This is a genomic window from Christiangramia forsetii KT0803, assembly GCF_000060345.1.
Classification (GTDB): domain Bacteria; phylum Bacteroidota; class Bacteroidia; order Flavobacteriales; family Flavobacteriaceae; genus Christiangramia; species Christiangramia forsetii.
In genome coordinates, this window is record NC_008571.1 from 3,061,021 (window position 1) to 3,073,625 (window position 12,605).

At 37.4% G+C, this 12,605-nt stretch carries 9 protein-coding genes; 4 read left to right on the forward strand and 5 right to left on the reverse strand.

Features of this window, described 5'->3' with window-relative positions:
* Position 1: 1 nt before the first annotated feature.
* Complete coding sequence (locus tag GFO_RS17610; protein ID WP_083830819.1) at positions 2-160, reverse strand: YqaE/Pmp3 family membrane protein; 159 nt, start codon at positions 158-160, stop codon at positions 2-4.
* A 119-nt stretch (positions 161-279) separates the two neighbouring features.
* On the opposite strand from GFO_RS17610, the gene lysS reads away from it, so the two are divergent.
* The 3 genes from lysS (at position 280) to GFO_RS13820 (ending at position 5,562) form a co-directional block, all read left to right on the forward strand.
* Complete coding sequence (gene lysS / locus GFO_RS13805) at positions 280-1,971, forward strand: lysine--tRNA ligase (protein ID WP_229664755.1); 1,692 nt, start codon at positions 280-282, stop codon at positions 1,969-1,971.
* A gap of 144 nt (positions 1,972-2,115) precedes the next feature.
* Positions 2,116-4,611 (forward strand): zinc-dependent metalloprotease, encoded by a 2,496-nt coding sequence (locus tag GFO_RS13810; RefSeq protein ID WP_011710775.1) that lies wholly within the window; start codon positions 2,116-2,118, stop codon positions 4,609-4,611.
* A 567-nt stretch (positions 4,612-5,178) separates the two neighbouring features.
* Positions 5,179-5,562, forward strand: a complete 384-nt coding sequence (locus GFO_RS13820; RefSeq protein ID WP_011710777.1) for a hypothetical protein — start codon at positions 5,179-5,181, stop codon at positions 5,560-5,562.
* A 133-nt stretch (positions 5,563-5,695) separates the two neighbouring features.
* Here the strand turns inward: GFO_RS13820 and murB are convergent, their stop codons facing one another.
* The 3 genes from murB to GFO_RS13835 form a co-directional block, all read right to left on the reverse strand.
* Entirely contained in the window at positions 5,696-6,709 is a 1,014-nt protein-coding gene (gene murB, locus GFO_RS13825) for a UDP-N-acetylmuramate dehydrogenase (RefSeq protein WP_011710778.1), read from the reverse strand.
* Positions 6,709-7,905: a pyridoxal phosphate-dependent aminotransferase gene (locus GFO_RS13830; protein WP_011710779.1), complete on the reverse strand. Its 1,197-nt coding sequence runs from the start codon at positions 7,903-7,905 to the stop codon at positions 6,709-6,711. The genes murB and GFO_RS13830 overlap by 1 nt, the downstream gene beginning before the upstream one ends.
* A gap of 146 nt (positions 7,906-8,051) precedes the next feature.
* Positions 8,052-8,444 carry a DUF1573 domain-containing protein gene (locus GFO_RS13835; RefSeq protein WP_011710780.1) on the reverse strand — a complete coding sequence of 131 codons (393 nt, stop codon included), beginning with the start codon at positions 8,442-8,444 and terminating at the stop codon, positions 8,052-8,054.
* Between the two features lie 134 nt (positions 8,445-8,578).
* Between GFO_RS13835 and GFO_RS13840 the strand changes: the two genes are divergently transcribed.
* Positions 8,579-11,209 (forward strand): valine--tRNA ligase, encoded by a 2,631-nt coding sequence (locus GFO_RS13840; RefSeq protein WP_011710781.1) that lies wholly within the window; start codon positions 8,579-8,581, stop codon positions 11,207-11,209.
* 136 nt (positions 11,210-11,345) lie between these two features.
* Here the strand turns inward: GFO_RS13840 and GFO_RS13845 are convergent, their stop codons facing one another.
* The gene (locus GFO_RS13845; RefSeq protein WP_011710782.1) at positions 11,346-12,569 is read right to left on the reverse strand and encodes a permease; all 1,224 of its coding nucleotides are present in this window, start codon (positions 12,567-12,569) and stop codon (positions 11,346-11,348) included.
* Between the last annotated feature and the right edge of the window lie 36 nt (positions 12,570-12,605).

A 12,605-nucleotide genomic window follows, 5' to 3' on the forward strand; every position in this document is an offset into this window, starting at 1 on the left:
TCTAAGACTTCCGATTATTTAATATGATGAGTGCCGCTATCACCCCCGGAATCCATCCCAATAGGGTTAGTATGAGAACGATCAGGATTGAACCACAGCCTTTGTCATAAACCGCTAAGGGCGGAAAAAGCACCGATAATATTACTCGCCAAACGCTCATTTAATCAAATTTTCATGCAAAGATAGAATTATTATTTCGGCTTTTAATTGCGTTGTATGGCAGGCTGATAGTCACTATATTTGCATCCGCATTTTTGTTGAATGCATAAAAAAAATTATATGCAGCAGTTATCAGAACAGGAACAAATTAGACGAGATAAATTAACGGCTATAAGAAAAGCCGGTATCAATCCATATCCTGCAGATCTTTTTCCAGTAGACCATACCACTACCGGTATCAAGGAAAATTTTGAAGAAGGTAAGAACGTAGTAATCGCTGGCCGGCTCATGTCCAGAAGGATTCAGGGTAAGGCTTCTTTTGCCGAACTTCAGGATTCCAAAGGAAGAATTCAAGTGTATTTTAACAGAGATGAGATCTGTACCGGAGAAGACAAGTCTAAGTATAACGACCTTTATAAAAAATTGCTGGATATAGGTGATTTTATTGGAATTGAAGGAGAGCTTTTTAAAACTCAGGTTGGAGAGATGACCGTGATGGTAAAAGATTTCCACCTGTTAAGTAAGGCTTTAAGACCACTTCCACTTCCAAAAACTGATAAAGAAGGAAATACGCATGATGGATTTAATGATCCTGAACAAAGATACCGCCAGCGTTACGCTGATCTTGCGGTAAACCCAAAGGTGAAAGAGATTTTTGTGAAGCGCACAAAGCTTTTTAATGCAATGCGAAATTTCTTTAATGAAAGAGAATATTTTGAAGTAGAAACACCAATTCTTCAGTCTATCCCTGGTGGTGCCGCGGCAAGGCCTTTCGTTACTCATCACAATGCGCTGGATATTCCATTATACCTTAGAATTGCGAACGAACTTTATTTAAAAAGATTGATCGTTGGTGGTTTTGATGGTGTTTATGAATTCTCTAAAAACTTCAGAAATGAAGGAATGGACAGGACTCATAATCCTGAATTTACGGCCATGGAAATCTATGTAGCATATAAAGACTACAACTGGATGATGGAGTTCACCGAGCAATTGCTGGAACATTGCGCAGAGGCTGTGAATGGAACTACCGATGCTACTTTTGGAGAACATAAGATAAACTTTAAAGCACCGTATAAGCGTCTTAGTATGACAGATGCTATTATAGAATACACAGGTTTTGATATCACCGGAAAGTCTGAAAAAGAACTTTACGAGGCTGCAAAAGGTATGGATATCGAAGTTGATGATACCATGGGGAAAGGAAAGCTGATCGATGAGATCTTCGGCGAGAAGTGCGAAGGGAAATTTATCCAGCCAACTTTTATTACAGATTATCCTAAAGAAATGAGCCCGTTATGTAAGGAACACAGAGATAACCCTGAACTTACCGAGCGTTTTGAATTGATGGTCTGCGGAAAAGAGATCGCTAATGCTTATTCTGAGCTGAATGATCCTTTGGATCAAAGAGAACGTTTTGAAGAGCAGCTGAAACTTTCAGAAAAAGGCGATGATGAAGCAATGTTCATTGATAACGACTTTCTTCGATCATTGGAATATGGTATGCCGCCAACATCAGGCCTAGGAATTGGAATGGACAGATTGATCATGTTTTTAACGAACAAGCAGTCTATTCAGGAAGTTCTCTTTTTCCCCCAAATGAAACCGGAGAAGAAAGCAGTTGAACTAAGCGAAGAAGAAAAAGAAGTTTTCAAATTACTTAAAAATGATAGCGTTCATGAACTTAATGACATTAAGGAGCAGTCAGGTTTAAGCAATAAAAAATGGGATAAAGCAGTAAAAGGACTTAGAAAACATAAAATGATAGATGTTTTTAAAGAAGGAGAAACATTGAATATGAAGATTTCATAACTGAAAATCCAGAAATAAATTTACTTCACTTTAAACCTTTTCGGTTTATCCAAGTCAAAAGACTGCTAATAGCGGTCTTTTTTTATTTTTATATTTGAGGAAATTCCGTGTTCAAAATAACCTTATTAACTTAAAAAACTATTTATGATCAAAAAACAGAGCCTAAGGCTTCTGCTTTTAGCCCTCTCCCTAACGGTTTCAGGCTGCGCAGTTTTTCAGCCTCAGAAAAAATCTAAAACTGAAACTGCTGCAAAAGATGATTCCAAAAAAGATGAAAATGGAATCAAACCTTACAATAAAGTCATCACCAAGGACGCTAAGACCGATAAAGGTCTTTTCAGTGTTCACAAGGTAGACAGCAAATATTTTTACGAAATTCCGGATAGTCTTTTCAATCGCGAAATGTTAACGGTTACCCGTATTGCTAAAACCGCCAGTGGAATAGGTTTTGGTGGTGGAAAGCAAAATACACAGGTACATCGCTGGCAAAAGAAAGGTGATAAAGTATTGCTTAGAGTCGTTTCCTATGAAGTTTTTGCTGCAGATTCCCTACCGGTGCATGAAGCAGTAATGAATTCAAATTTTGAACCTATCATCCAGTCTTTTGATGTAAAGACAATTGGTAAAGATTCGGTAAGCAAAACTACGGTGATAGAAGTTACAGATCTTTACACTAAAGATGTTCAGGCATTAGGTTTACAGGATGGCGCCAGGAAGAATTATAAGATTTCCAGACTTGATGAAAGTCGATCTTATATTGATACCATTAGAAGTTATCCTGAAAATATTGAAATAAGACACGTAAAGACTTATAACGCAGGCGAACCACCATCAAATGAAAGTACGGGTTCAATTTCTATGGAATTCAGTAATTCTATGATCCTTCTTCCAAAAGTTCCTATGGAAAGAAGGTATTTTGATGAGCGTGTAGGCTGGTTCACTACAGAACAAACCGACTATGGTTTAGAAGCACAAAAAAGTAAAACTATCGAATATCTGGATAGATGGAGACTGGAAGTGAAGGATGAGGATTTAGAAAAGTTCAAAAATGGAGAACTTGTAGAGCCTAAAGAACAAATTGTTTACTATATAGACCGTGCAACTCCAGATAAGTGGGTTCCTTTTATAAAGCAGGGGATTGAAGACTGGCAGGTAGCCTTTGAAGAAGCAGGTTTTAAAAATGCAATTATCGCTAAGGACGCTCCAACAGTAGAGGAAGATCCAGACTGGAGTCCGGAAGATGTTAGATATTCTGTGGTTAGATACCTCGCTTCACCAATTCCAAATGCGAACGGCCCTCATGTAAGTGATCCACGTTCCGGAGAGATCCTGGAATCAGATATCAACTGGTATCATAACGTAATGACGCTTCTTAGAAACTGGTTCTTTGTACAGACTGCAGCGATTAACGAAGATGCTCAGGGTGTCGCTTTTAAAGATGAAGTAATGGGAAGGTTAATCCGTTTTGTTTCTTCTCACGAAGTAGGACATACACTGGGATTACCTCATAATATGGGAAGTAGTGTGGCATATCCGGTTGAAAAACTAAGAGATGCCGAATTCACTCAGGAATTTGGTACGGCACCTTCTATTATGGACTATGCAAGATTCAATTATATCGCTCAGCCAGAAGATGGTGATGTAGCTTTAATGCCTGAAATTGGAGTTTATGATAAATATGCAATTCAATGGGGTTATCGTCCTATTCCTGAAAAAGAAGGCAAGGAAGAAAAGGAAATTCTTGATGAATGGATCCTGGAACATGCTGGCGATGCCAAATATCGCTTCGGAAGACAACAAAGTGGGGTAATTGACCCTAGTTCGCAAACCGAAGATCTTGGTGACGATGCCATGCTTGCCAGTGAATATGGAATAAAAAACCTAAAAAGAATTGTTCCTAAATTGATAGAATGGACGGCGGAAGATGGCAAGGATTATGATGATCTTGATGATCTTTATGGGCAGGTGTTATCTCAATACAACAGATACATGGGTCATGTTGCTGCTAATATTGGTGGGGTGTACGAAAAATACAAGACCTACGATCAGGAAGGTGCAGTTTACACGCATGTAGATAAAGACACTCAGGAAAGAGCAATGAGCTTCTTGCAAGATCAGCTTTTTGAAACTCCGGAATGGATGATCAATCAGGAGATTTTCAATAAGATTGAATTCGACGGAAACATAGAGCGTATAAGAGGAATGCAGCAAAGAGCGCTGAATAATATTCTTGATTTCGGAAGAATGTCCAGATTGATGGAGAATGAAGAGATCAACGGAAATGAGGCTTATTCTTTACTGAATATGATGACAGATCTCAGAAAAGGCATCTGGGATGAAGTCTATTCAGGAAAAAGAATAGATCGTTACAGAAGAAATCTTCAGAGAGCATATATTGAAAGAATGGAATTCTTAATGAACGAAGAACAGGATGAAATTCCTGCGAGATGGAGAAACTGGGTCACCAGAAGTAATGTAAATGTTTCTCAAAGTGATATTAGACCAGTTGTAAGAGGTGAATTAAAGACCCTGGAAAGACAAGTGAAAAATTCAGTATATCGTTCCGGAGATACGTTGACCCGTTATCACCTACAAGATGTTCTAAAAAGAATAGATCTTATCCTGAATCCTATAAAATAAATTTAAAAGAATTTAATTATATAAAAAGCTGTCGTTTTTTAACGACAGCTTTTTTTGTTTTAACAACTCCTATCAACTCAGTGGTTTTGCATGATTTTAAATGAGCAATAAAAATTTATGTAAATTGATACATCAGAAAAAAGAAAAATCAGAATCCATGGCGTCCTAAACGATTTTTGAATTTTGGTTTTGAACCTCTTTACCTATTGTTTAGGGATTGCTTTTAAGTGCAATTATAGTTTTGGAGTTTTGAAAACAGCCTACTTTTAGTCTTCGTAGTAAAACAAGAAAAACCGCAGAGGCTGGCAGCAGAGGATGGCCGAGCGCAGCGGTTGCCATCCGCACGATAAGGCTTTTTGTAGTTTTCAAGAATGCTAAAATAAGCCAAGACTTTTTTGTTTTTTTTTGGCGATGCAAAAAAGAAAAAGATGTATTTTGAATTATTTATTTCATTTAGGAGGGGATTGATTCATAATATTAATTTCAAAACAAATCATCTTAAAACAAGACTTTTAAACCATTGATCTTTTTAAAAGTCAAAGAATAAGCAACTTAAAACATATAATCATGAAAAATTTGATCACCGCAATTTTCCTTTTGTTCAGTATCAGCCTATTTGCCCAAGAACCCAACTCTCCCCGTTCAGAAATGTCTAATGAAGAAATGGCAACTCTTGGAGCCAAAAGATTAACCATGCAATTAGATCTCACTGCTCAGCAGGAAGAAAAGCTCAAAACATTTTATTTGGATCAAATGGAATCCAGAAGAAAGCTCATGGAAAAATCTAAGAAAGAAAGAGATGAAATAAGACAGGATCGTATGGAGATGAACGAGGATCAAAAAGAGGAACTACGTAAAATACTTACTGAAGAACAGTTTACAAAATGGGAGCAACTTCAGGAAAAAAGACGCAAAGGAAGAAAAGCTCCTATGCGGGAAAGACAAAATTAAGTTTTCAACTTGAGGAATTGCAGTATTGCTTAGGCCCCGCAAAGCTGGAGTGTTCCTTATTATATATCCTGAAAATTGCTACAGAACGGCTTCAAGGCAAACCCAATATCTTTTTGGAAGGTTCGCTTTTTAGCTATATAATATTTACTTCAGCTTCAAGATCAATATTAAATTGATCTTTGATCTTCTTCTGGATGTTTTTGGAGAGCACCAGTAGTTCTGCTCCGGTAGCTTCTCCATAATTTACCAGCACCAATGCCTGATTTTTATGGACCCCGGCATCTCCTTTTCTATATCCCTTAAATCCTGCCTGATCTATTAACCACCCGGCGGGGACTTTAATTTCGTTGTCAGAAATTTTGTATGAAGGGATTTCAGGAAACTTTTCTTCCAGCTCCTTAAACTGATCCTGACTAATAATAGGATTTTTAAAAAAACTACCACTATTCCCAATTTCTTTTGGATCTGGAAGTTTAGATCTTCTTATGGCAATTACAGCATTTGAGATATCCTGAATCCCGGGTGAAGTAATGGCATTTTTTTCCAGTTCAGATCGTATAGCACCGTAATCGACGTTTAGTTGATGGTTTTCTTTTGTTAATCTAAACCTCACTGAGGTGATAATATACTGACCTTTAAGTTGGTTCTTAAAAACTGAATTTCGATATGAAAACTCACATTTTTCTAGACTAAATGTCTGCTCTTCCAAAGTTTGAACATTCATCGCCTTACAACTTACAAAGGAGTCTTTAAGTTCTACCCCGTAAGCGCCAATATTTTGAATAGGAGCCGTGCCAACATTTCCAGGAATAAGCGAAAGGTTTTCTAGTCCGCCATAATTTTGTTCCAACGTCCAAAGAACAAACTCATGCCAGTTTTCCCCGGCAGAGGCTTCAATGATAACCTCTTCATCTGTTTCTGAAACTATTTTTTTACCATTTAGAGCGATATGAACCACCGTTTTATGGATATCCCCGGTAAGCAACATATTACTGCCTCCTCCAAGAATAAATAGCTCTGATGCATAACTTTTGCGAAGCAGGCTCCTTAGATCATCAACATTTTCTATTGATATAAATTTATCTGCTCTAACATCAATGCCAAAGCTATTATGACCTTTAAGGGAGAAATTTCGCAAAACGCGCATTATTTCTGAAGCTTATATTGTTTTAATGCTTTTTCAAGTATTTCAATAGCTCTTTCAAGATTCTCCTTCTTTAGAACATACGCTATTCTCACCTGATTTTTCCCGGTATTTGGTGTAGAATAAAATCCTGCTGCCGGTGCAACCATTATGGTTTCGTTATCGTCTTCAAAATCTTCCAGAAGCCATTTGGCAAAATCATCTGCGTCTTCAATTGGTAATTCAGCAATACAATAAAAAGCTCCTTTTGGCTTAGCCACCTTCACTCCTTCTATTTTTTCCAGGCCGTCTACCAGAAGATTTCTTCTGAAGGTATATTGTTCTATAACATCGTCAAAATAAGATTGTGGAGTATCCAACGCAGCTTCACTGGCAATTTGAGCAAAAGTAGGCGGACTTAATCTTGCCTGAGCAAATTTCATGGCTGTTGCGATCACTTCAGTATTTTTAGATACCAAACAACCAATTCTCGCTCCACACATACTATAACGCTTGGAAACTGAGTCTACCATAATAGCATTTTCTGCAAGTTCAGGGATGCTCATGATGGAGTGATGCTCTGCACCTTCATAGGCAAACTCTCGGTAAACCTCATCAGAAATTATAAACAGATCATGCTTCAAAGCAAGATCGGCCAACTGTTGTACTTCGTCTTTTGTATATAAATAGCCTGTAGGATTTCCAGGATTACATAGCACGATCGCTTTTGTCTTTTCAGAAATTAATTTTTCAAATTCTGAAATTGGAGGTAACGCGAAATTATTATCTATACTAGACTGGATAGCTCTTATTTTAACTCCTGAAGCCGTTGCAAAACCATTATAATTGGCGTAAAATGGTTCTGGTATAATCACTTCATCGCCGGGATCTGTTATACTTCCCATAGCGAAAAGCAAGGCTTCAGATCCACCTGTTGTAATAATAATATCTTCCTTATTTACCGGAAGTGAAGATTTTTGATAATAGCCTGCCAGTTTTTCTCTATAGCTGTCAAAACCTGCAGAATGACTATAAGAAAGCACTTCAATATTATGATTTCTTACCGCATCTAAAGCAGCTTCCGGAGTTTTAATGTCCGGTTGACCAATATTTAACTGATAAATTTTTCTGCCTTTTTTTGAAGCAGCTTCAGCAAAAGGAACAAGTTTTCTTATTGGAGATTCAGGCATTTCCAGCCCTTTATTAGAGATCTTAGGCATAGCTTATTATTTATGGGTGCAAAATTGCAAAATTAATGCATTAATCAAGAATATTCTATGGGGAATTATTCCCGGATTTTTAATTTAAGCTCATAAAAAAAGCTCTCCATATTAGAGAGCTTTTTCAAAACTATAAATTTATTAATTTATTTAGTATCGCCAGCTTCGTCTTTTACAAGACCTTTAATTTTTAAAGCTTTCGTTGGCTCTGCCGCATTTGAATATACCGTTACGGTTTTTCTGATTGGCCCAACTCTTTTTGTGTCATACTTCACTTCAATTTCACCCGTTTTTCCAGGCATTATTGGTTCTTCAGGTTTCTTAGGAACCGTACATCCACAACTGGATTTAACGTCTTCAATCACTAAAGGAGCATCTCCCGTATTAGTGAATTCGAATACTCGAACGCCATCACTGCCTTTCATTATTTCGCCATAGTCAATGGTTTCAGACTTAAATTCGATTTTCGCTGTTTTTTGAGCCTGCGCACTTGCAAGTCCTACAAAAACGAATATGGCTATTGCAATTAGTTTTTTCATAATTTTAAATTTTAATCGGATTAGTAAAGATAAGCTGAAATAGTTTAATTCTCAAAATTTTAATCATTTCAGCAGCTTTCATAATCCTACATTAATAATTACTTTTGCCATTATTTCAAAAATCAGACCAAGAAATGGCAATTGCTTCACAATATAATGCGAAAAAAGTAGAGGATAAGTGGTATGACTACTGGATGAAGAACAATTATTTTCATTCAGAAGTTGATGATAGAGAGCCTTATACAATCGTAATTCCGCCGCCAAATGTCACAGGTGTTCTACACATGGGCCACATGTTGAACAATACCATTCAGGATGTATTGGTGCGAAGAGCAAGATTGAAGGGATTAAATGCCTGCTGGGTTCCTGGTACAGATCACGCTTCTATCGCTACGGAAGCAAAAGTAGTTGCTAAACTCAAAGCTGAAGGTATAGATAAGAATGATCTTACCCGTGAGGAATTTTTGCAGCATGCCTGGGAATGGACCCATAAACATGGCGGAATCATTCTACAGCAGTTAAAGCACCTTGGAGCATCTTGTGATTGGGAACGAACCAAATTCACGATGGATGATGATATGTCTGCCTCCGTGATCAAGGTTTTCGTAGATCTTTACGAAAAAGGCCTGGTGTATCGTGGTTACCGAATGGTAAATTGGGATCCACAGGCGAAAACAACACTTTCAGATGAAGAAGTGAATTATGAAGAAAGAAATGGAAAACTTTATCATTTAAAATATAAAATAGACGGGACTGAAGATTACTTAACCATTGCCACTACCAGGCCTGAAACTATTTTAGGAGATACCGCAATTTGCATCAATCCCAATGATGAGAGATTTACACATCTAAAGGGAAAGAAAGCGATAGTTCCTATTTGTAACAGGACGATTCCAATTATCGAAGATGAGTATGTAGATATGGAATTTGGAACCGGTTGTTTAAAAGTGACTCCCGCGCATGATGAAAATGATAAAAACCTTGGAGACAAGCATGATCTTGATGTTATTGATATTTTTAATGACGATGCTACTTTAAATAATTACGGACTTCATTACGAGGGAAAAGATCGATTTGTGGTTCGTGCTGAAATTGTAGAAGAGCTTGAATTATACGGTTTTCTTGATAAAGTAGAAGATCACATAAATAAAGTAGGAACCAGTGAACGTACGGGTGCGGTTATAGAACCTAAGCTTAGCGATCAGTGGTTTTTGAAAATGAAGGAAATGGCGCAGCCTGCAATAAAAGCGGTATTAGGGGATGATATTAATCTTGTTCCTGAAAAATTCCTGAATACCTACCGCCACTGGATGGAGAATGTTCGGGACTGGAATATTTCCCGTCAGCTGTGGTGGGGGCATCAGATTCCCGCTTATTTCTACGGAAAAGGTAAAAATGACTTTGTAGTTGCAGAAACTTTAAATCAGGCTGTTTTAAAAGCTCGTGAGGTAACTGGAAATGCAGAATTGCAGGCTTCAGACCTTACCCAGGATAAAGATGCGCTGGATACCTGGTTTTCTTCATGGTTATGGCCAATGAGTGTTTTCAACGGAATCCTGGAGCCTGAAAATAAAGAAATTGAATATTATTATCCTACCAATGATTTGGTTACTGCACCTGAAATTCTGTTTTTCTGGGTAGCCAGAATGATCATGGCCGGATATGAATACAGAGGAGAGCGACCTTTTAAAAATGTTTATCTAACGGGTATTGTTAGGGATAAGCAAAGACGAAAAATGTCTAAATCCCTTGGTAATTCACCAGACCCACTTGGTTTAATAGAACAATACGGCGCAGATGGTGTGCGTGTAGGCATGTTGTTAAGTTCTCCTGCCGGGAACGATTTGATGTTTGATGAAGATCTCTGTAAGCAAGGTAGTGGCTTCACAAATAAGATCTGGAATGCCTTTCGTTTGGTAAAGGGTTGGGAAATTTCAGAAAAAATTGAGCAGCCGGAAACTGCAAAAATGGCTATTAACTGGTATACAGCCAGGTTTCAGAAAACCATTAGAGAAATAGAAGATCATTATTCTAAATATAGGATCAGTGATGCTCTAATGTCTACTTATAAGTTGATTTGGGATGATTACTGTAGCTGGTTTCTGGAAATGGTAAAACCAGGTTATGGGGAACCAATGGATGCTAAAACTTATAAGGCGATAATTGCTATTCTGGAAGAAAATTTGAAGATTTTGCATCCGTTTATGCCTTTTGTTACCGAAGAGATCTGGCAGGAAATTACTGAACGAACTCCAGAAGAGGCTTTGATTATTGCCAAATGGCCGGTAGAGAAAGAATTTGATGAAACTATTATCAAGGAATTTTCTCATGCAGCTGAAGTAATTGCCGGAGTAAGAAAAATTAGGAAAGACAAGAATATTTCTTTTAAGAATGAAATAGATTTCAGCGTTCTTAATAATGAAAATACTTCCAAAACTTTTGATGGTGTAATTTCAAAAATGGGCAATATCTCTAATTTGGAATATGTAACCGGATCTGTAGATGGAGCACTTTCCTTTAGAGTACGCTCTAATGAATATTTTATTCCTATTGCAGGCGCTATAGATGTAGAAGCGGAAAAAGAAAAAATTCAGGAGGAATTAAATTATACGGAAGGTTTCTTAAAATCTGTAGATAAAAAGCTTTCTAATGAGCGGTTTGTAAACAATGCGCCAGAAAAAGTGGTTGCGATAGAAAAAGCTAAAAAAGCAGATGCAGAGGCTAAGATTGAAGCATTAAAGGCAAGTTTGAAGAGCTTAAGTTAATTACAACAAAATAGCATTATTAAAAAAAGAGGGCGATTTGCCCTCTTTTTTAGTTCAATATAACAACTAATCTCTATTCAGGAATTTTCTCTGTACGAGATTCTACGAGTTCAATATATTTCTTTTCAGCTGCTTTTTAATTCAGAAAAAACTTAACTATCAATCCTCCCACAAGCCATACATAGCAAATAAGAGCAAGGTATTTCAAAGTCTTTTCCAAAACTTCACTTTTCGGCGCCATCTCTTTCATAAACATGACATCATCTCTTTTAAAGAATCCCAGGTATAAAAGAAAGCCTGAAATTGCCAGAAAAACCATATTCAGCCAGAAGGTATAATTGATCTTGAAATATTCAGTATCCTGAATTTTTACTGAAGATGGATCTGGTAAAGCTCCAAAAAGATCAAATCCGTAATGCAGAGCCAGAGAAGCTCCGATCAACGATGTGAACAGTAGAAAGAGAATAAAAAAGCTCATTTTCCATCCATAGTACTTTGCGTTGATCCTAAGGATGGGAAAAACCACCAGATCACTAAAAATAAAGGCCATTACTCCGGCAAAGCTGACTCCTTTTCCAAATAATAAGGCTGCCAGAGGAATGTTTCCCATAGAACCTATAAAAGTTATAAATGCCGCTAATGGCCCTACGATAACATGTTCCAGTATTGTAAAAAATCCAAAATCGGTAGTTCCCTGCCCGCTATTAATAAACAAGGTTTGAAAAAAAGAATCGGGAACAAAAGCGGCAACAATTCCGGCAATGGTAAAGCCTACGGTTACGTCTTTCCAAACCATCTTCCACTCCATCCCATATTGCTGAGAAACTTTGGCCCAGTTGGTCTCAGATTTCATTTTCTTTTTCCAGGATTTATCAGAATTTTCATCATCATCGTCTTCACTATCCAATCGCTCCCTGGCCTTTTTTATAAGTTTTTTTGGATTTATCAGCCTTATCAATAACCAGCTTATAAGAATCAGGATGATACCACCCACATATTCGCCCACTACGAATTGCCAGCCCAGGAAAATTGAGATAATAATTCCCAGTTCTATCACAAGGTTGGTAGAAGCCAGTAAGAATCCTATGGAAGAAATAAAGCTCGCTCCTTTTTTAAACAAACTTTTTGTAGATGCAAGAGCTGCAAAACTACAGGAGCTGCTTATAAATCCGAAGAACGTTCCCAGTAATAAACCTCTAGATTCTTCCTGCCCCATAGTTTCCTGCATCCTTTTTTCGGTCACAAAAACCTGGATACAGCTACTTATAATATACCCGAGTGCAAATGCCCATAAGGCCATCCAGAAAAATCCGCTGGTTGTATATGCGGCTTCGCCCCATTTGCTTAAAAAATCATTCATGTCAAATAATATTTTTGGCCGATTATTATTTCCATC